The 19,657-nt window shown below is 40.3% G+C and carries 18 protein-coding genes; 14 read left to right on the forward strand and 4 right to left on the reverse strand.

Annotation, left to right across the window (positions count from 1 at the left end; translation table 11 throughout):
• Nucleotides 1-2 precede the first annotated feature (2 nt).
• Nucleotides 3-707: a septum site-determining protein MinC gene (minC, locus tag AAEZ18_RS05170; RefSeq protein ID WP_011330131.1), complete on the reverse strand. Its 705-nt coding sequence runs from the start codon at nucleotides 705-707 to the stop codon at nucleotides 3-5.
• 155 nt (nucleotides 708-862) lie between these two features.
• On the opposite strand from minC, the gene AAEZ18_RS05175 reads away from it, so the two are divergent.
• Entirely contained in the window at nucleotides 863-1,144 is a 282-nt protein-coding gene (locus AAEZ18_RS05175; protein WP_179806791.1) for a YcgL domain-containing protein, read from the forward strand.
• Complete coding sequence (locus AAEZ18_RS05180; protein ID WP_179806790.1) at nucleotides 1,137-2,153, forward strand: lytic murein transglycosylase; 1,017 nt, start codon at nucleotides 1,137-1,139, stop codon at nucleotides 2,151-2,153. The genes AAEZ18_RS05175 and AAEZ18_RS05180 overlap by 8 nt, the downstream gene beginning before the upstream one ends.
• Nucleotides 2,154-2,216: 63 nt before the next feature.
• Here AAEZ18_RS05180 and AAEZ18_RS05185 read toward each other — a convergent pair whose 3' ends face one another.
• Nucleotides 2,217-2,762 carry a GbsR/MarR family transcriptional regulator gene (locus AAEZ18_RS05185; protein WP_058375105.1) on the reverse strand — a complete coding sequence of 182 codons (546 nt, stop codon included), beginning with the start codon at nucleotides 2,760-2,762 and terminating at the stop codon, nucleotides 2,217-2,219.
• A gap of 225 nt (nucleotides 2,763-2,987) precedes the next feature.
• On the opposite strand from AAEZ18_RS05185, the gene adhP reads away from it, so the two are divergent.
• Nucleotides 2,988-3,998, forward strand: coding sequence for an alcohol dehydrogenase AdhP (adhP, locus tag AAEZ18_RS05190; protein ID WP_011330135.1), 1,011 nt, complete (start codon nucleotides 2,988-2,990; stop codon nucleotides 3,996-3,998).
• A gap of 73 nt (nucleotides 3,999-4,071) precedes the next feature.
• Here the strand turns inward: adhP and AAEZ18_RS05195 are convergent, their stop codons facing one another.
• The gene (locus AAEZ18_RS05195) at nucleotides 4,072-6,492 is read right to left on the reverse strand and encodes a TonB-dependent receptor (protein ID WP_350593971.1); all 2,421 of its coding nucleotides are present in this window, start codon (nucleotides 6,490-6,492) and stop codon (nucleotides 4,072-4,074) included.
• Between the two features lie 292 nt (nucleotides 6,493-6,784).
• Complete coding sequence (locus AAEZ18_RS05200; RefSeq protein ID WP_350593970.1) at nucleotides 6,785-8,056, reverse strand: Xaa-Pro dipeptidase; 1,272 nt, start codon at nucleotides 8,054-8,056, stop codon at nucleotides 6,785-6,787.
• A gap of 157 nt (nucleotides 8,057-8,213) precedes the next feature.
• On the opposite strand from AAEZ18_RS05200, the gene AAEZ18_RS05205 reads away from it, so the two are divergent.
• The 11 genes from AAEZ18_RS05205 to AAEZ18_RS05255 all read left to right on the forward strand — a co-directional run bounded on the left by AAEZ18_RS05205 (nucleotide 8,214) and on the right by AAEZ18_RS05255 (nucleotide 19,499).
• Complete coding sequence (locus AAEZ18_RS05205) at nucleotides 8,214-10,067, forward strand: DUF885 domain-containing protein (RefSeq protein ID WP_350593968.1); 1,854 nt, start codon at nucleotides 8,214-8,216, stop codon at nucleotides 10,065-10,067.
• 93 nt (nucleotides 10,068-10,160) lie between these two features.
• Nucleotides 10,161-10,673, forward strand: coding sequence for a YcgN family cysteine cluster protein (locus AAEZ18_RS05210; RefSeq protein ID WP_086999091.1), 513 nt, complete (start codon nucleotides 10,161-10,163; stop codon nucleotides 10,671-10,673).
• Nucleotides 10,673-11,185 (forward strand): RNA methyltransferase, encoded by a 513-nt coding sequence (locus tag AAEZ18_RS05215; protein ID WP_011330140.1) that lies wholly within the window; start codon nucleotides 10,673-10,675, stop codon nucleotides 11,183-11,185. Before AAEZ18_RS05210 ends, AAEZ18_RS05215 begins: the two co-directional genes overlap by 1 nt.
• A 279-nt stretch (nucleotides 11,186-11,464) precedes the next feature.
• Complete coding sequence (locus tag AAEZ18_RS05220; protein ID WP_197107484.1) at nucleotides 11,465-13,354, forward strand: methyl-accepting chemotaxis protein; 1,890 nt, start codon at nucleotides 11,465-11,467, stop codon at nucleotides 13,352-13,354.
• A gap of 103 nt (nucleotides 13,355-13,457) precedes the next feature.
• Nucleotides 13,458-14,072 carry a DsbA family protein gene (locus AAEZ18_RS05225; protein WP_350593966.1) on the forward strand — a complete coding sequence of 205 codons (615 nt, stop codon included), beginning with the start codon at nucleotides 13,458-13,460 and terminating at the stop codon, nucleotides 14,070-14,072.
• A 308-nt stretch (nucleotides 14,073-14,380) separates the two neighbouring features.
• Nucleotides 14,381-15,133, forward strand: coding sequence for a DUF3450 domain-containing protein (locus AAEZ18_RS05230; protein WP_011330144.1), 753 nt, complete (start codon nucleotides 14,381-14,383; stop codon nucleotides 15,131-15,133).
• Between the two features lie 10 nt (nucleotides 15,134-15,143).
• Nucleotides 15,144-16,511 (forward strand): MotA/TolQ/ExbB proton channel family protein, encoded by a 1,368-nt coding sequence (locus AAEZ18_RS05235; RefSeq protein ID WP_350593964.1) that lies wholly within the window; start codon nucleotides 15,144-15,146, stop codon nucleotides 16,509-16,511.
• Nucleotides 16,512-16,514: 3 nt separating this feature from the next.
• A complete protein-coding gene (locus AAEZ18_RS05240) occupies nucleotides 16,515-17,042 on the forward strand; it encodes a MotA/TolQ/ExbB proton channel family protein (RefSeq protein WP_011330146.1) in 528 nt (175 codons plus the stop codon).
• A gap of 54 nt (nucleotides 17,043-17,096) precedes the next feature.
• A complete protein-coding gene (locus AAEZ18_RS05245) occupies nucleotides 17,097-17,507 on the forward strand; it encodes an ExbD/TolR family protein (protein ID WP_011330147.1) in 411 nt (136 codons plus the stop codon).
• A 9-nt stretch (nucleotides 17,508-17,516) separates the two neighbouring features.
• Nucleotides 17,517-18,122, forward strand: coding sequence for an energy transducer TonB (locus tag AAEZ18_RS05250; protein ID WP_011330148.1), 606 nt, complete (start codon nucleotides 17,517-17,519; stop codon nucleotides 18,120-18,122).
• Nucleotides 18,123-18,173: 51 nt separating this feature from the next.
• Nucleotides 18,174-19,499 carry a tetratricopeptide repeat protein gene (locus AAEZ18_RS05255; protein ID WP_197182658.1) on the forward strand — a complete coding sequence of 442 codons (1,326 nt, stop codon included), beginning with the start codon at nucleotides 18,174-18,176 and terminating at the stop codon, nucleotides 19,497-19,499.
• The last annotated feature ends 158 nt before the right edge of the window (nucleotides 19,500-19,657 follow it).

The following is a 19,657-nucleotide window of genomic DNA, read 5'->3' on the forward strand; positions in this document are numbered from 1 at the left end:
ATTTATCCTTTAACCAAAGCTGAAATTTCTAATGATTCATTTTTTTGTTGTATCTGCACAGCGCTACCCCAGTGTTCACCTTGCAGTGAATCACTGATCCAGTAATTGCCATTAATAGAAACAAGTTCTGCTTCTAAGCGATTACAAAATATATGTGCGTTTTTAAACCCTTTTGCGCCAGCGATTGCTCTGCCACGCAGGGTTCCGTATATATGTACGTTGCCATCAGCAATAACTTCTGCGCCATGGCTTACAGCACCTAGTACCACTAAATCACGATCTTTTGCATAAACTTGCTGACCAGAGCGTACCGTGCCATTAATTATTTGTGCAGGCAAGTGCACTGTTTTTTCAACAATAGATGTATTGGGTTCTTTTTTAACAGATTCACTCTTAACGTCTTGTGAATAATTTAATACCGATAGGCCAGCAGCTTTGGCTTGCGTATGTTGCTCGTCTGAACCATTACATACACCAACGGCATTAAAGCTCATGCGCTCAAGTAATGACTTTAAATGGACAAAATCGAGAGAGTTATTTTTTATCTCAATTAAGTTAACAACAATAGGCGCACCTTCAAAAAACTTGGGTGCTTGGGCTATTTTTATATACAGTTGCTCTGCTAAAAGATTTATATCAGTACTATAAAGATGTAAAACTGATAACGTAAAAAGATTCCCTTTTAGCTCAAAAATTTGTTCTGACATACACGCTCAATTGAATTATCTGATCAGAGATTAAATTTAGATAAACGCAGGCTGAATAAGGCCTTTATTGAAATTTTCAATCTAATTTTTCTAACTTATTATTGCTCTCATGTTATAGTGTGAATCATTGTTAAGCAAGAATTTATAGGGCCATAATGCTCACTGCGGTATATAAAAGTAAGAAAAAAGCGGATAGCTTCTTATTTGTTGAAAAAAGAGATGATTTTACTAAAGTTCCGGAACCTTTAATGGCTATGTTTGGTCAACCTAAATATGTGATGCTGATAAACCTAGCAAAACGTGAGGTGTTAGGTACAGCTGATTTAGAAACCGTAAAAGCAGCATTGACAGAAAAAGGGTATTATTTACAAATACCGCCTCCGCAAGAGAATCTGTTAAGCCAATTGCGAAAAGAAAACGGAGCCGAGAATGATTAAAAAATTAGCCATAATTTTATGTGGAGTATGTTTAAGCACATCTGTAATGGCAAAAACCCAAGCTGAATTTCAAACATATTTGGACGCTTTAAAGCAAGAAGCAATTGCAAAGGGTTACGACAGCCAGCTTATTGATCAAGCATTTGCTGGTGCAAGCTATAAAGAAAAAATAGTATCTGCTGATAAAAATCAGCCAGAAGTCAAAGAAACGCTTGAAACCTATTTACCTAAACGTGTACCGCAATGGAAAATTGATCGCGCCCGTAAATTATACGCCGAAAACCAAGACGTGCTAGAAAAAGTAGCTAAAGACTTTGGCGTGCAAGCGCGCTTTATTGTGGCAATTTGGGGCCTTGAAAGTAACTTTGGTGCTATACAAGGTGGCCATAATGTAATTTCATCGCTCGTTACGCTCGCATTCGATGGTCGTCGCGAAACCATGTATAAAAAACAGCTTTGGGCTGCGCTTGATATTTTAAAGTCAGGGCACATTACCCTTGACAAGTTTAAAGGCTCTTGGGCAGGTGCTATGGGGCAAACGCAATTTATGCCAACTTCATTTAACGCTTACGCGGTTGACTATAATAACGATGGTCGCAAAGATATTTGGACGACCAAAGAAGATGCATTCGCCTCTATTGCTAATTACTTAAAGCAAGAAGGCTGGAACGACTCGCTTACATGGGGTCGTCAGGTTAAGTTACCAGAAAACTTTGATAGTAAATACGTGCTAGTGCGCGGTACTAAAACGCGTAAACAATGGTTAGAATTTTGGAATGACTCAGAGCGCTCATTAGCCGAATGGCAAGCACTAGGTGTACGCCGTGCAGATGGTAGTGATCTGCCAAATGTAGATGTGCGAGCAGCGTTGGTAATGCCAGATGATATAAATGGTCGTATGTACTTAGCCTACGATAACTATAAAGTATTTATGCACTGGAATCGCTCGTATTACTTTGCTACCAGTGTAGGTTATTTGTCAGACAGAATTGGCTATCCAAAAATATAATACAGATTAAATAAGTATCTAAAAAAAAGCCGCAATTGCGGCTTTTTTGAATTTGGGTTTTACTTACTCTTTTTTGAATATTTTATCTTTTAAATCAATTACCTTACCGATACCAGAGCCTAACTTCATTAGCTTATTAAGTTGCTCAGGAGTTAAACGCTGTAGTTCAGACGACCATTTAGTCACTGTTTCAAGCAAGTTATGAATTTCGCCCATTTGTTTTTGTGCGTAAAGTTCATCTTCGTTGTTTGCAGTGTCTAACAGGTTATCGCGCAGTAAGCTTAGAGTAGGCTCTACTTCGCGTTTTTTACGTTCTTCGAATACCCGGTTGGCCATGTCCCAAATATCACCCGCAGGGGCATAATATTCTTTTCTGTCGCCAGGAATATGTTGTACTTTAATGAGCTGCCACGATTGCAGCTCTTTAATGCCCATACTAACATTGCCGCGTGAAATACTGAGGGATTCTGCAATTTGGTTCGCGGTCATCGGATTTTTAGTAATAATCAATAAGCCACACATTTGTCCAATAGTACGATTGAATCCCCAGCGGCTACCCATTTCACCACAGTGCATTACAAAGGAAAAATTTTTGTCGGATAAACTCATAGCTTCTTAATTTTTAGTAATTTCAGAAACTAATGCTAGCACGCTTATTGAGTATGGCAAGATTTTACAGCGAGTTAAGTAATTACTGTCAGACTAAAGTTTGATTTAGATTAATAATTACTCAGCTATATTGGTTTAAGTTGTAACGGGTATAAAGCAATGAAGTTTATTTTTAATACACATTAATACTTATTTTATAGGTATTACTTAAATGATGGAATGATTATGAAAGCTGCAATTAATAATGAATTTAAAGGTAAATTACAAATAATAGACATGCCTATCCCAGAGGTTGGCATAAATGATGTATTGGTAAAAATAGCGGCCTGTGGGGTGTGTCATACAGATTTACATGCATGTCATGGCGATTGGCCTGTTGCGCCTAAAATGCCTTTAGTGCCAGGTCACGAAGGCGTAGGTGTAATTGAAAAGGTCGGTAGCAATATTAAACACCTAGAAGTAGGCGATCGCGTAGGTGTGCCTTGGCTTTACAGTGCCTGTGGGCATTGTGAGTTTTGCTTAGATGGCAGAGAAACCCTGTGTTTGTCACAGCATAATACCGGCTACTCTATAGATGGTAGTTACGCCGAATATTGTTTAGCACACGGTGACTACGTGGTAAAAATACCCGAAGGGCTTGGATTTTCAGAAGCCGCGCCATTATTTTGCGCTGGAGTAACCACGTATAAAGCACTTAAAGTATCGGGAGCTAAACCCGGGCAATGGGTGGCTATTGTGGGAGTAGGCGGTCTTGGGCACTTAGCTGTACAGTATGCTAAAGCAATGGGGTTTAATGTTATAGCGGTTGATACCGGCAAAGAAAAACTCGCGCTGGCCAAAGAGCTTGGCGCAGATATTACCCTCGACTTTAAAGAAGTGGTTCCAAGCGAAGCCATTTTTGAACAAGTAGGCGGCGCGCATGCAGTTGTATGTACTGCAGTTTCAAAGCCTGGTTTTGAGCAAGCTTATAAAAGTGTACGTCGTGGTGGTAAGTGTGTGTTAGTTGGTTTACCGCCAGAGGATATGCCATTACCTATTTTTGACACAGTATTAAATGGTGTGTCAGTTGTGGGCTCTATTGTAGGTACTCGAAAAGATTTACAAGAGTGCTTAGAATTTGCAGCACAAGGTAAAGTAAAAGCAATTATTGAAGAAAAACGCTTAGAGGATATTAACGAAATTTTTGATGATATGCTCAAAGGCGAAATTAACGGCCGTATAGTTGTTACTATTTAACGGTTAAAAAAGGCAATAAAAGGCGTACATATTAAGTATGTACGCCTTTTATTATTTTAGTGACAAATCCTAGTTAAAGTGTGTAGCTAAAGCTCAATTTAGCATTGCGCTCTTGCCCAGGCATACCGCCTAAAAACATGGCTTTAGAGTAATAACGCTTATTAAATAAATTATTAAGATTTAGCTGCATATGCCATTTATCAGTTGTGTACGAAATAGCAGTGTCATAAATTGTATAGCTAGGTACATAACCATCCGGAATCGAAAACGAGCTAGAGTTAGTGCTGCGGTTATCTACAAAAGTAATACCGCCGCTAATATTTACCGCCTCTGGTAAATTAAACATGTTTGCGTAGTAAGTTACCCAAGTGCTGGCAGTTACATAGGGCACGCCTTTTTGGCGAGTATCGAAACTGCTGCTATTAGGATTACTTTGATCACGTGCATCTTGGTATACGCCGTTGACGTTTATTTTCCATTTATCGTTTAAGTAAGCGTTTAAATCAAGCTCCACACCTTTGGTTTCTTCTTTACCATTATAAAAGCTTTCAACTACCCCCTCTGCAGATACACCCGCTTCATAAAGAGGATTAGCATACTCTAAATTAGTTCGTGCGCTTTCAAATACCACAATAGATGCTAATAACTGATCGTCAAAGGCCTTAAAGCGAAATCCTAAATCGTTACTTAACGATTCAGAATCTTCTCTGTCGGCTTCGTTACCACTTACAGAGCCTAAAACACTGTAGGCTGTACGCCCTTTAGAATGATTAATAAATATCGAAAAATCTTCAGTTGGCTGATAAGTCGCACCTAAATTATAGGTTAAACCACTGTCTGATGTATTTGCCTCAGGTGTTGGGTTTGCACGGCTTGAACTGTAGCGCTCATCTACACCTAAATGCTCGTAACTTTGTTTAATGCGGTTATAGGCAACCCCAATACGTGTAGTAAGGGCTTCATTAATATAGCTTACATGTTGAATACCTAACCCCCAAGCTTGTACTTTTTTATTATAGTCGCTGGTTTTAAGTGGGTCGTAATCGGCAAAGTTACCGGTTGGCCAGTTAGGCTCTCGTATATCGTAAATGTAGGGCAGTGTGCCTTGGTAAAGTAAGTTACCGTCGCTATCGTTGATCACTTTATCGGCATCATAAATAGAGTACTGTTTAAAGCCAATATCTCTATCTTCATAATTAGCGTTTACTAATAACTCGTTGTCTATATCGGCTACTGAAAAGTCGTAACGCAAATCGGCAAAGTACTGCCACGACTTCTCGTCGGCCTCCACTTGGCGATACTCTTGGCGGCGTGCTGCAAACGGGTAAAGTACACCGTCTTCAACTAGTGGCGCGCGCGGATCTTGATTTATTACTCCACTGCGGGTTGAATACACGTAATTATAAGCCCCGGTTTGACGAGCAAAGCTTGAGGTGTAATTACGATACTGCAATTGTTGATTCAAAAACAAATCATCGGTAATAAAGTAGTTGTGGGTTAATTTAAAACGCAGCTCCTCACCTTCGTTATCTTTAGCCATAGGTGAAATAATACCATTAGTACCAAAGCTGTAAGGCGTTAAACCATCGGAAGACGATAATGAATTTGCAAGCTCAATGCGTTGCGCTTCAGATAATTGCAAGCCATTGCCAGAAGGATCACTTACTAAGTCAGCACCGGTTACTTGATCAGACGTTAGTCCATTTACCGAGTTTGCATCGTAAATACGAATAGGGTGACCAATTGAATCCACTGCAATGGCATCTTTAATGTAGGCCGCGGAGAGCATAATATTTTGTTTGTTATCGAATACATATTTAAGCGAGGTATAAATTTCGTCGCGATCTTCTTTTAAGTCACGAAAACCGGCACTGGAAGCCGTTTTAGCCATGACTCTGTAGGCTAAATTATCGGTTATAGCATTGGTGCTATCAATCGAAACTGCATAGCTATCCCACTGGCCAAGCTCTACGCCCACTTTATGTTTTTCGTTAAACTCAGGCTTTTTTTCAATAAGGTTTATTACGCCACCAGCGCTACCAATGCCATATAAACCAGTAGCAGGGCCTTTTAGTACTTCAACCGATTCAACATTAGTAAGCGAACGAGTCGGGTTAAAGGTATTACCTAGCCCCGCACCGCCATACATACCGTCGTAGGTGTAATTGGCATCTAAACCGCGAATAACTAAATTATCGCCAATACCGTAGTTATTGCCGGCTTGAGTTAAACCACTTACGTTGCGTACTAAGTCTTGCAGGCTATTAACCCCTTGTGATTCTATAAGTTCACGGTCAATAATAACCACAGGAGCTGGGGTTTCCATTAACGACATATTTGACTTAGTAGCTAGGCCGGAACTCATAACAACACGGTTTTGTTTTTCGTAAACGCTAATGCGCTCTATGTTGTCTTCAACTTTTATGTCATCGGCAAAGGCTAATTGTGTATTTAAACAAGCAAGGGTAAGTAAAGAATATTTAAAGTTATGCATATAATGGTAAGTATTCGTATTTAACAAGTTGCACGAATGATAATGGTTATCGTTATACAAATAAATAAAAAGTTTTAAAAAACCTTAATAACAATCTGTTTGCTGGTTTTTTAAGCGAGCTGGAGTTAGCAAGCGTAACTTATGCTTTTTAAATGCACGATTATCTTTTTCAGCCTAAGTTGGTCAGAGTTTCAGCTATTAATTGTTTAGGCATAAAAATTATTTAGACTTAAAATAAAGGCCCGCTATAAACTAAAAGCGAGCCTTATGTAGATCTACCTAAAAAGAGTTACTAGTTTTTGTAAACTACCCCTGCTTTCATTACAAAAGGAATGTGCTCAAGCGTTGCTATATTTTTAAGCGGATTGCCTTTTACTGCAATAATATCGGCTGCAAAGCCTGTTTTAAGTTGGCCTAATTGCTTATCCATTTTTAATAGCTTTGCGCTATTTACAGTAGATGCTTGAATTGCTTGCAGTTCAGTCATACCAAACTCAACCATGCGAGAAAACTGTTTGGCATTATCGCCATGCGGGTAAATAGCAGCATCGGTGCCAAATACCATATTAACGCCGGCGTTAACTGCACGTTTAAAGCTGTCACGCTGCACCTTAGATACTTGGCGTTCTTTATCTAGATTTTCCTCAACTACGCCATTTTGCTCGCCAAAACTCAATGTATATTCGGTATTGTAAATATCCATTGAGAGCCAAGTGCCATGATCTTTAGCCAGTTTAATTGCCTCGTCATCTAAATAACTGGCATGCTCTACGCTATCAACACCGGCTCTAATTGCGGTTTTTATACCATCTGTACCATGAGCATGCGCGGCTACTGGTAAGTCGCGAAGATGCGCTTCATCTACAATGGCTTTCATTTCTTCAAATGAGTACTGCTGTGCACCCAATTTAGTCCCTTTTGAAAATACTCCTCCTGTGGCACAAAATTTAATGGCGTTGGCACCGTATTTAATATTTTCGCGCACTTTAACGCGTACCGCCCATGGACCATCCGCAACGCCTTGCGAGGTATATTTAAGCTCAGGTGGCAAACGGTTGTTATCACAATGGCCGCCGGTAATACCTAAAGAGGGGCCTGCTGCCCAAATACGAGGGCCAATTATATCGCCTGCATTAATTCCATCGCGTACTGCAATTACGCTGTAACCTTCTGCGCCCACGTTACGCACAGTAGTAAACCCAGCTTCTAGGGTTTTTTTCGCAAAGTATGCTGCTTTTACAGCCATACGCGGTATCGATTGTCCTACACGCTCACTGCGAGGTACCGTTGGATCGCTGGTTAAATGCACGTGCATGTCCATTAATCCTGGCATAAGTGTCAGTTCAGGCAGCTTAATATGTTCATCCCCTTTATTAAGCTTAGGCGTTTTATTGCTGTCAATTGCGGTGATCACGCCATTATCTATGGTAACTAGGGGCGACTGTATTAACTTACCACTTTGAACATCAAGCATTGCCTTAGCAGATACATAAGTAACAGCATAGGCATTCATACTGTTTAAACATAAAAGTGCGATAGAAGCAGACAGTAGTTGTTTTTTCATATTAGGGGGTCTTTTATTAGTATTTTAAATTAACTCGACTTTACCAACCTAAACACAAACTGCAAATAAATAGCGATGGCTGTTATCTATCGTAATTTCTTTATTTAGTTGATGTAACTACGCATACTCGATAAGTAAATTTTAACAAGGTATCAGCATGAAATTAATAAACTTGGCGGTTATAGCCAGTGGTGTACTGCTTGCTTTAAGTGGTTGCACTAATATAAATAAAAGTAAGCATGAAAGTAACACCACCAGTAGCCACGCGCAATTGAGCATGGCTAATACTGCCAAAGCAGTGGTGTCAGAGCTTTCAGCACAACAACAGCTTGATGTACTGGTAGCGCAATATTACGATGAATCGCTTATGTTTAGCCCTCTCAGTGCCACTTACAATGGCCGTAATGAGTTTAATAACCAATTTACGCCTGTTATTTCATCGGCTAGCCGTGATAAAAAAGCCGCTTTTTATAAAAAATATCAACAGCGCTTATCACTTATAGATAAAGAGCAGCTAGTAGGACAAGCATTATTAAGCTTTGAAATATTAACCCAAGACTTAGCGCTTAAGCTTGAAGGAATGCAATACCCAGATTATTTACTGCCAATTAATCAAATGGCAGGGGCACATAACACCTTTGCTGGTTTTGGCTCGGGACAAAGTGCACAACCTTTTAATACAGTTGAAGATTACAGCAACTTTTTAGCCCGAGGTGAGGGCTTTATTAATTGGCTTGTAAGTGTGCAAGAATCAATGGCGCAAGGCATAAAGCTTGGCGTAGTGTTACCAAGGCCACTGGCTAAAAAGCTGCAACCACAATTTGCAGCCCATCTGGTAACTGACGCTGAAGACTCACTATTTTGGGCGCCAATTAAAAACTTCCCAGAGTCGTTTACAGCACAGCAAAAGCAACAAATTACAGCACAATATAGAAAATTGATTATAGAGCGTTTAGTACCTGCATATAACAGCATGAGCGAGTTTTTAGCTAATCAATATATTCCTAATAGCCGAGAAAGTGTTGGTTATAGCGATTTACCTAACGGTAAAGCGTGGTACGAATACCAAATTAAAAAACACACTACGCTTAGTTTATCTGCCAACGAAATTCATGATATTGGTTTAAGTGAAGTAGCGCGTATTTTATCGCAAATGAAAAAAGTAAAAGAAACAGTTGGCTTTAAAGGTGACTTATCTGCATTTTTTGACCACTTACGTGATTCGGACGAATTTTATTACAACACGCCGCAAGAGTTAATAGCGGCATACGAAAACGTAAAACAAAAAATTGATGCGCGTTTGCCACTGCTTTTTAACATAGCACCAAAAGCGCCATACGTTGTAAAAGCAGTAGAAGCTTACAGAGCACAGTCGGCTGCGGGCGCATCTTATGCGTCTCCAGCACCAGATGGTTCTCGCCCAGGTGTTTTTTATATTAATACCTATAACTTAAAGGCGCAGGCTAAGTTTTTACTCGAAACACTATCGATTCACGAAGCAGCACCTGGGCATCACTTTCAAATAGCATTACAGCAAGAAATAGATGGCCTGCCAGATTTTCGTAAATTTGGTGGCTACACCGTATTTGCCGAAGGTTGGGCGTTGTACGCTGAAAGTTTAGGGAAAGAGCTTGGCTTATTTACCGACCCGTATATGTGGTATGGGCGTTTATCAGATGAGCAATTACGCGCTATGCGTTTAGTACTCGACACTGGTTTTCATGCAAAAGGCTGGACGCGTGAGCAAGGTATTGATTACATGCTAGCTAATTCGTCTATGGCTAAAAGTGATGTAATAGCCGAAGTTGAGCGTTACATAGCATGGCCAGGCCAAGCGCTGTCATATAAATTAGGAGAGTTTAAAATTCGTGAGCTGCGCGACTACGCACATAAACAGCTAGGTAATAAGTTTGATATTAAAGCGTTTCACACGCAAATACTCATAGATGGCGCATTACCTATGCCAATTTTAGAACAGAAAATAAAGCGCTGGGTTAAATCAGTACAATAATGCTTAGGCAAAGCCCTTACCTGCAAGGTATTGGCTTTGCGCCATTTGCAGCAATACGGTAGAATGCGCGCTCTTTAGGGGCGCGAGTACATTATGTTTGATCAACAATTAGCAAATACACAATTTTGGCTTAAAAAAAGCCTAAGCGACATGAACCAAAATGAATGGGAAGCCATTTGTGACGGCTGCGGGAAATGCTGCTTAAATACCTTTATTGATAGCGAAGATGAAGATGAATTTACCGCCACCGATCAGCTACGCGAAGGTGAGCAGTTAATATTTACTAATATTGTGTGTCAGTATCTCGATAATAATACCTGTGGTTGTAGCGAATACGAAAATCGTCAAACGCTGGTACCATCTTGTGTAAAACTTACCAAAGAAAACCTCAAAGATATCTTTTTTATGCCACAAAGTTGCAGCTATCGCCGTTTGCACGAAGGGCGAGGGTTGGCCTCGTGGCATCCGCTGTTAAATAATGGCGACAAAACAAAAATGCATCAGCAGGGCATTTCGGTAAAAGACAAAACCGTAAAAGATTGCGACGTTAAGCTCGATGACTTTGACCTATATATAGCAGAGTGGCCAACCAAGGATAGTGATTAATGAGCAAGCAACAGGCTGTTATTGGTTTATTAAATCCCAAAAGCCCAACTAATGTGGGCGGTGTATTACGTGCTGCAGGTTGCTACGACGCACAGCAGGTGTTTTTTACCGGAAACCGTTATTTAAATGCACAAAAGTTTCATACCGATACAAAAAATGTGGTTGAGCGAATTTCACTAACTGCCACCGATAATTTAGAAAAAGTAAAGCCACAAGGTGCCACGGTTGTGGTTATTGAGCTAATTGAAGGTGCAACGCCACTGCCTGAGTTTACCCACCCAGAAAACGCATTTTATGTGTTTGGCCCAGAGGATGGCTCAGTGTCTAAAGACGTTTTAAAGTGGGCCGACGAAGTCGTGTATATTCCTACTATTGGCTGCATGAACCTCGCCGCCACTTGTAACGTGGTGCTATACGACCGTTTAGCAAAACTAGGCGGCGTAGAGAGCAGCGATACTACAATTATCAATTCGCGCGATACCAATAATAAAATGAAATGGGAAAAAGCATAGCGCTTTAGTCGCTGTGCAGCGTATTTTAAAACGACATAAATCTCCCGCAGTTAAGCGCCAATCAGTAATAAGCCTCGCAAGGGGCTTGTATTTTTAAGTACACAATTTAAACAACACACCTTAATCTTCCCGATCCTTCTAAGTTCATGAATAATCATAATTAAGCCTTTATTACTGTTTTAGCTCTTTTGTTGCTCGTAAGCTTTAATAACTAAGACATTTAGTTAAATATTTGCTAAAACTGTAGGTGCTAATAATAACAATTAAAAAAGGGCACTTATGCTTGGCACGTTAAAATTTACCTCTAAGGTCACTATTGCTGCATCACTGGTATTAGTGTTGGTACTTGGTGTTTTTACAATTAATAACTATGTATCTATGCGTAATCAAACCGAGCAGCAACTTGCTCTTGTACTGCAACAAAGTTCAGAATCTGTTTCGCAAAACATTGCTAATTGGCTAAATGACAAACTGGCAATTGTTATTGCCATAGCAAAAACGCACCAATCTGGTGATAGCAAAGCGCTTACCCTTACACAGCTTAATACCGCTGAGTTGGCCGGAAACTTTAAAAATACCTATATTGGTAAATCCAATGGCGTGTTTATATTAAACGATCAAAGCGTAGTATTGCCCGCTGATTTTGATGCCACGTCTCGCCCTTGGTACAAGCTAGTAGAAAACAAAGAAAATACTGCCTTTACTACCCCTTATATAGATGTAACCAGCAATGAACTTACTATATCTGCGGTTGTGCCGATGCAGCAAAATGAGCAGTTTATTGGTGTAGCGGGCGCCGATATAGAAATGAGCATTATTACAAAAATTATTAACGATATAGATTTTTTAGGCTTAGGTTACGGCTTTTTAATTGACAGTAACGGCCAAGTGTTAAGCCACCCTAACAGAGCACTTAATTTAAAAAATACTACTGAGTTATTTGGTACCCACACTGCTTTGCAAAGCGAATTTACAGAGTATCAAGTGGCAGGGCAAAGTAAGCTTATATCGTATACAAAAATACGCGGTATAGAAAACGTTGACTGGTACTTAGGCGTGGTAATCGATAAAGATAAAGCCTTTGCTAGTGTATCGGCCTTTGGTAAAACGGCCGCTATATATATGCTTATTGGTATAGTTGTTATTATTATTATGATGCAACTATTATTGCGCTATTTAATGCGGCCAATGCAGCGATTAAACGACGCTATTAAAAACATTGCCCAAGGTGAAGGCGACCTAACGTGTAGATTAGAAGTTGAAAATGAAGACGAATTCGGCGAGTTAAGTCATTCTTTTAATTTATTCATTGAAAAAATACAGCACTCTATTGAGCAAGTAAAGCACACCACAGAGTCATTAGATGTGGCTATTTCGAGTTTAGTGGCGCAAACCGACTCAACATTATTAATGTACGAAGACCAAACTAAACGTACCGACAGTGTAGCTACCGCTATTAATCAGTTTTCTGCCACCGCAATGGAAATATCAAACAGTGCTGAGCGTGCCTCTAAGTTAGCTAAAAATGCCGATCAACACTCAGCGCAAAACCAGCAAACACTCAGTAATAATGTGGCCAGTATTCATCAGTTATCAAAAAATATGGAACAGGCACAGCAAACTATTAATAGCTTAAACGTGCATACAGCCAGTATTGGCCAAGTGCTTGAGGTAATTAAAGGGGTAAGCGAGCAAACAAATTTACTTGCCCTTAACGCTGCAATAGAAGCTGCACGGGCTGGTGAAGCTGGGCGAGGTTTTGCTGTAGTTGCTGATGAAGTTCGTCAATTAGCGCACCGAACCCAGCAATCAACCCAAGAAATAGAAGACACCGTAAGCCAATTACAAAAAGGCTCTAATTTAGCGGTAGAACTAATGAAAACCAGTTTAAGCGACAGCGAAACAAGCGTGCAACAAGCCGATGCAGTAGGTGTTGTAATGCAGCAGATTATAGATGCAATACAAAAAATTAGCGATGCGAATCATGTTGTAGCTAGTGCAACCGATGAGCAAAATCAGGTTGTTAAGTCTCTCGATTCAGACATTCATAATATTAGTGAGCTTTCAATACAGGGCAAAGCTAATTTAAACCGTACCTTGGATGAATGCACCAAGCTTAAACAACAATTTAGCGATTTAGAGCGTATGGTTAAAAAGTTTAAAGTTTAAATTTTAAAAACAAACGCTAACAACAGTTTAGCTATTAATCATTATAGTATGTGTAAATGCTGGTGGCTTACATTAAGCACGAGCTGTTAATACGGAGGAGCAAATGGCTCAAAGTAAACTTGTTTATGTACACGACCCTATGTGCAGTTGGTGCTGGGGTTATGCGCCAAGCTGGCTTAAGTTAAAAGCCGCTCTTGAGAGTAAACTAGTAGTTGAATACAAAGTTGGAGGGCTTGCTCCTGACAGCCAAGATCCCATGCCACAAAACATGCAAGATATGCTACAAAACACCTGGCATAAAATAGCAGCGCAATTGGGCACTGAGTTTAATTTTGATTTTTGGCGCAACTGTAAACCAAGGCGCTCAACGTACCCGGCATGTAGAGCGGCGCTTATTGCGCGTAAAGCGGGCAAAGAAAGTGCAATGGTTGCAGCCATTCAGCAAGCTTACTATTTAAATGCTCAAAACCCCTCAGATGAAAGCACATTAATTAGCTTAGCCGAGCAAATAGGTTTAAATAAAGCGCAGTTTGCAAATAGGCTTCAATCAAAAGAGCTTAATGATGAGTTAATTGCAGAGCTTAATTATGTACATAGTTTGCCCATTCAGGGTTTTCCATCTTTAGTGCTTATTAATGACAATAAAGTGCACCCAATAGCAATAAACTACACCGACTGGCAAAAAACATTTAATCAAATTAATGCTATTTTAAGTTAAATAGCCTGAACTCAGGTTAAGTATTGCTAAATTATGCGTGTTTGGCTGCCAAACACTCACTCTCCCTTATAACACTTTTTACACATTAGACAGCACTCCTTACACAGCACTCTTTACATAGCCCCCTTAGACAGGCTATTTATTAACGCTGTCATAAAAGAGACTTCTTTGCGCAACATGCTTGTCATTTTTCATCTATACACTTTCGCTCATTGAAAATATTTAGTTTTTAATTGTTTGTATCAAACGTTTAAAGCTAACAAAAACAAACTAGCAAATCTGCTAACTAACGAGTAAAGGTGTATGCGATGAAAGGCGTTAAACCATTAATTATAGCTGGTATTGTGGCCGCAAGTGCCGCTGTACACGCAAACGATTTAAATAAGGTTATTGATAAAAGCAGTGAAATTACTAAATCGGCTGCGCAATCACAAACAAAAATAGACAAGATTGCAGATTCAATGCAAGGGCGTCTGCAACAGTTTAAAACCCTTAATAAAGAAATTGATGGTTTAGCTGTGTATAACGCTCAGCTTACAAAACAGTTAAATAACCAAATTGCAGAAATGCAATCGATGAATCTCTCTATGGATCAGGTTTCAATTATTGAGCGTCAAATTACGCCACTAATGATGCGCATGATCACCGGCCTTGAACAGTTTGTATTACTCGATGTGCCATTTTTAAAAGACGAGCGTGAAAAGCGTTTAACCTCTTTAAAAGCCATGATGGAACGTGCCGATATTACCTCTAGCGAAAAGTTCCGCCGCGTACTCGAAGCCTACCAAGTAGAAGTTGATTATGGCCGCACTATTGAAGCTTACAGCGCACTGCTTGAGGTAAATGGTAAAGAACGCGAAGTTGACTTTTTACGCATTGGTCGCTTAGAGCTCATTTACTTAACCCGCGATAGTAAATTAGCTGGTAGCTGGGATACACAAACAAAAACGTTTGCAGCACTTCCAGACTCAACCATTAGCCAAATTAATAAAGGTTTACGCATTGCGCGTAAGCAACTTGCCCCAGATATGTTAACTCTGCCAGTTCACGCAGCACGATAAGAGGTCGAAAATGAAATTGTTTACTCAAATGACAAAAATGGCCGTACTTGCTGCAAGTATCAGTTTTACATGCGCAAGTGTAGCAGCTGAGCCAATGGATTTAGATTCATTACTTAAAAACCTTGAACAAGGTAAATCTGCGCAAAGTGTGCAAAATACTCAGCGTGAACAACAATTTACTGCGCGTCAAAACGAGCAAGTACAAATGCTAAAAGACACGCAAGCAAAGCGTAGTCAAATGCTTAGTGAATCAGAGCGTTTAGAAACACAGTTTGAAGAAAACGAAATTAAACTGGCTAATTTAACCGATACCCTATCAAAGCGTATGGGATCACTTAAAGAATTGTTTGGTGTGTTGCAACAAGTGGCAGGCGATTCAAGCAATAAGTTTGCTACCTCTGTGGTATCGGCAGAAATACCTGGTCGAAGTGTTTTTATGGACGATCTGGCACAAAAAATGGGATCTACTTCACAACTTGCTTCAATCGAAGATATTGAAAAAGTGTGGTATGAGCTACAACGTGAAATGACCGAGCAAGGCAAAGTGAGCCGCTTTAATACTCAGGTTATTATTGAAGGTGGTAACAAAGCAGAGCAAGAAGTTGTGCGTGTTGGTGCTTTTAACCTTATTTCCAACGGTAAATATTTAGAGTACAGCTCAAGTACAAATACGCTAAGTGAGCTTACTCGCCAGCCCGTATCGCGCTATACATCAACCGCAGGAGATTTACAGCAGGCTAAAAACGGTATTGTACAGTTTGCACTAGACCCAACCGGTGGCTCAATTTTAGGTTTACTAGTACAAGCCCCAGATACCGCTGAGCAAGTTCACCAAGGCGGCGCTGTGGGTTACGTTATTTTAGGTGTGGGTTTATTAGCCCTGTTAATTGCAATTGAGCGTTTCGTATCTTTATTGCTAGTGGGTGGCAAAATTCGCCGTCAACTTAAAGACACGGTTGCTCGCGACGATAATCCACTAGGCCGTGTTATGAAAGTAAAAGACGACTACCCAAATGTAGCCTACGACACCCTAGAGCTTAAATTAAGCGAAGCTATACTGCGTGAAATGCCAAAAATAACCCGTAACTTAACCCTGATTAAAATTATTTCAGTAGTGGCTCCGCTGCTTGGTTTACTTGGTACAGTTACCGGGATGATCAATACCTTCCAAGCCATTACCTTGTTTGGCACCGGGGATCCTAAGCTCATGGCAGGCGGTATTTCTCAAGCGCTTGTAACAACAGTACTTGGCTTAGTTGTGGCAATACCCACAGTATTTATTTACACCATACTCAACACCCGAGCAAAAAGCTTACTGCTTATTTTACAAGAGCAAAGCGCGGGCATTATTGCAAAACGAAGTGAAAAAGGAGCATAAACCATGGTGCTATTGATTGATTCAATCAATGCTATCCGTGATTTTCTCGACACTGGTGGCCAAGTTCTCTTGGTCATTGGGGTGTTAATCTTCGCGATGTGGTTATTGATACTCGAGCGATTCATTTACTTTTTTAATGGTTTTCGTGGTTACAAAAAAGCCATCAAAAACAGTTGGCTTAAGCGCAACGAGCGTAATAGCTGGAATGCAGAACAAATTCGCCAAGCGATGATCTCACGCGCCAGTATGCGTCTTAACGCTAACTTAGCACTTATTAATGTGATGGTTGCATTGTGTCCGCTACTTGGCTTACTTGGCACAGTAACAGGAATGATTGAAGTGTTTGATGTTATGGCTATTACAGGTACAGGCAGTGCGCGCTCTATGGCGTCGGGCGTATCTAAAGCAACTATTCCAACTATGGCAGGCATGGTCGGTGCGTTATCTGGGGTATTTGCCTCAACGTACTTACAACGCCGGGCTAAACGTGAAGTAGCGCTACTTGAAGACAGCATGGTTTTAGACCATTAAGCAATTATTAATAAGTGGCTCTATCTATAGCCACTTATTTCAGGAGAATAAAAAATGAGAGCCCCATTAGGAAACCTATTTCAAGAAGACGAAGCAGAAGAAATAAACATGACCCCCATGCTAGATGTGGTATTTATCATGCTTATTTTCTTTATTGTGACCGCCTCATTCGTAAAAGAGTCGGGTATTGATGTTAACCGCCCCGAAGCCGCCACTGCGGTTAAAAAAGAACGCGCTAATATTTTGGTCGCTATTTCAGACACAGGTGAAATTTGGATTAATAAACGCCAAATAGATGTGCGTGCGGTGCAGGCAAATATTGAGCGTTTAAAAGCCGAAAACCCACAAGGGAGCGTGGTTATTCAAGCAGATAAAAAGTCGACCACGGATACTTTAATTAAAGTAATGGATGCAGCGCGCGCCGCGGGTGTGTTTGATGTGTCGATTGCGGCCCAAGAAGCCTAAGGGTTAGCCATGCGTTATTTAATAGCATTTGTAATAGCCATTTTAGTGACCTTTATGCTGTTTTTAGGCATGCAGGCACTTATTACTGGTGGTGAGGGCGCAATGAGCGAACCAGCAAAGGGGAACGTGCTTGACTTTGTACGGCTTAAAAAAGAAGAAAGCTTACAAACAAAACAGCGCAAACCTCAAAAACCTCCCACACCCAAAGAGCCGCCACCACCAATGGAGTCACCAAAAATGCAAAACAGCGATGCCAATGCAAAAGCTAATAATTTTGACTTTGCGGCCAATGTTGATGCCGAGGTGAATTTAGCCGGTGGTTTAGCCCTTGAATCAAGTGATGGTGAATACCTGCCCATTGTAAAAGTGGCGCCAGTGTACCCAAGGCGCGCACTGTCTCGTGGGATTGAAGGCTACGTTATTGTTGAGTTTACAGTAACCAAACAAGGCACTGTTCGCGACCCTCAGGTATTAAAGGCAGAGCCTGAATCGCTATTTGACCGAGCGGCGATGGATGCAGCCCTTAAATTTAAATATAAGCCCCGCGTAGTCAATGGTGAAGCCGTTGAAGTTGCGGGAGTGCAGAACAAAATATCTTTCCAGATAAGCGGTTAATTTTTGGATTAATTAATTCAACCTATTAATGGATAGAAAAGCGAGGCGATGATGAAATTACAACCAATAGCAGTTATTTTTAAATTAACACTTTTTTGCACCGTAACAATAAGCGCAAGTATTGTAACCCCCAGTGCACTTAGTTTATTACCAGGTGTGAGTGCTTTTACAGCGCAAGCCGCAGAGCAAAAAACCAAACGAGTACCGGCCCTGCGTGAAAAAGTATATAGCCAGTTAGCGCGAGCCCAAAAGCTTGCCGACGATGGCGATGTTAAAGCAGGCCTTGAAGCGCTTGATTCTATACAAGATCGCGCATCAAGCATGAACTCCTACGAAATTGCAATGATGCATAACTTTTATGGCTTTATTTATTACAACGAAAACGACTTACCCAAAGCAATAGCCGCGTTTGAAAAAGTAGTCGCTGAGGAGGGTATTCCAGAAACATTACGTTTAAGCACTACGTTTAGTTTGGCTCAATTGGCAATGGCTAACAGTGACTACAACAAAGTAATTACGTTTTTAGATCAATGGGATGCTATTAATACAAAAGATAAGCCAGAGAGCTACTATGTGTTAAGAGCGCAAACCTATTATCAGCTAAAAGACTACCAGCAAGGCCTTAACTATATAACGCAAGCTATTACACTAAGTGACAGCGAAGGCAAAGTACCAAAAGAGAACTGGCTAGTATTACAGCGTGCTATGTACTACTCACTTAATCAGTCCGATAAAGTGGTAAAGGTACTAGAGCGCATGGTTAAGCTGTATAACAAACCAGAATACTGGGTGCAGTTAGCAGGTATGTATGGCGAAACAGGTCGAGAAAAACAACAACTAGCAATTATTGAAGCGGCATATCAGCAAGGCTTTTTAACCTCCAAGTCAGATTTACGCCAATTAGCCCAGGTGTATTTATACAATGGCTTGGCTTATAAAGCAGCCATAGTGATGAGTAAAGCAATTGAGGCAGGAATAGCAGAGCAAACCGCTAAAAACTATGCCTTTGTAGCTGAAGCCATGATCCAAGCTAAAGAAGATGCGCAATCGATTAAATACTTTGTAAAAGCGGCGCAGTTATCAAGCAGTGGTAACTACGATCAGCGCTTAGCACAAGTGTATGTAAATACAGAGCAATATGAAGAAGCTGCCGACTCTGCGCGTAAAGCACTTGATAAAGGCAACCTTGATTTTGAATCAAACGCATTTGTAGCTTTGGGCATGGCACAGTTCAATTTACAAAACTTTGATGCCTCTATTTTAGCGTTTGAACAAGCGCAAATACATAAAAAGTCGCAGCGCTTAGCCAAGCAATGGATTAAATATGTAAAGCGCGAAAAAATACATGCTGAAACCCTAAAAACAGCATTACTTTAATGTTTTACTTTTGCGCTAGGTGCTAAATTAATAGCGCATAAAAACAGTTTATAATCGCAACGCCAAACCGCACTAATATTAATTTAGTGCGGTTTTTTTACTTCTGTAAAGTTAACCATATGAATATATTTAATTTATTATTGTCACATAGTGTTTAT

It is taken from the genome of Pseudoalteromonas sp. 19-MNA-CIBAN-0066, assembly GCF_040308705.1.
Lineage (GTDB): Bacteria > Pseudomonadota > Gammaproteobacteria > Enterobacterales > Alteromonadaceae > Pseudoalteromonas > Pseudoalteromonas nigrifaciens.

Coding starts and splice junctions, on each gene's coding strand:
- AAEZ18_RS05250 (WP_011330148.1), top strand. CDS start 17,517: ATGCGTTATTTAATAGCATTTGTAATAGCCATTTTAGTGACCTTTATG.
- AAEZ18_RS05175 (WP_179806791.1), top strand. CDS start 863: ATGCTCACTGCGGTATATAAAAGTAAGAAAAAAGCGGATAGCTTCTTA.
- minC (WP_011330131.1), bottom strand. CDS start 707: ATGTCAGAACAAATTTTTGAGCTAAAAGGGAATCTTTTTACGTTATCA.
- AAEZ18_RS05235 (WP_350593964.1), top strand. CDS start 15,144: ATGAAATTGTTTACTCAAATGACAAAAATGGCCGTACTTGCTGCAAGT.
- AAEZ18_RS05210 (WP_086999091.1), top strand. CDS start 10,161: ATGTTTGATCAACAATTAGCAAATACACAATTTTGGCTTAAAAAAAGC.
- AAEZ18_RS05245 (WP_011330147.1), top strand. CDS start 17,097: ATGAGAGCCCCATTAGGAAACCTATTTCAAGAAGACGAAGCAGAAGAA.
- AAEZ18_RS05220 (WP_197107484.1), top strand. CDS start 11,465: ATGCTTGGCACGTTAAAATTTACCTCTAAGGTCACTATTGCTGCATCA.
- AAEZ18_RS05185 (WP_058375105.1), bottom strand. CDS start 2,762: ATGAGTTTATCCGACAAAAATTTTTCCTTTGTAATGCACTGTGGTGAA.
- AAEZ18_RS05225 (WP_350593966.1), top strand. CDS start 13,458: ATGGCTCAAAGTAAACTTGTTTATGTACACGACCCTATGTGCAGTTGG.
- AAEZ18_RS05200 (WP_350593970.1), bottom strand. CDS start 8,056: ATGAAAAAACAACTACTGTCTGCTTCTATCGCACTTTTATGTTTAAAC.
- AAEZ18_RS05240 (WP_011330146.1), top strand. CDS start 16,515: ATGGTGCTATTGATTGATTCAATCAATGCTATCCGTGATTTTCTCGAC.
- AAEZ18_RS05180 (WP_179806790.1), top strand. CDS start 1,137: ATGATTAAAAAATTAGCCATAATTTTATGTGGAGTATGTTTAAGCACA.
- AAEZ18_RS05195 (WP_350593971.1), bottom strand. CDS start 6,492: ATGCATAACTTTAAATATTCTTTACTTACCCTTGCTTGTTTAAATACA.
- AAEZ18_RS05230 (WP_011330144.1), top strand. CDS start 14,381: ATGAAAGGCGTTAAACCATTAATTATAGCTGGTATTGTGGCCGCAAGT.
- AAEZ18_RS05215 (WP_011330140.1), top strand. CDS start 10,673: ATGAGCAAGCAACAGGCTGTTATTGGTTTATTAAATCCCAAAAGCCCA.
- adhP (WP_011330135.1), top strand. CDS start 2,988: ATGAAAGCTGCAATTAATAATGAATTTAAAGGTAAATTACAAATAATA.
- AAEZ18_RS05255 (WP_197182658.1), top strand. CDS start 18,174: ATGAAATTACAACCAATAGCAGTTATTTTTAAATTAACACTTTTTTGC.
- AAEZ18_RS05205 (WP_350593968.1), top strand. CDS start 8,214: ATGAAATTAATAAACTTGGCGGTTATAGCCAGTGGTGTACTGCTTGCT.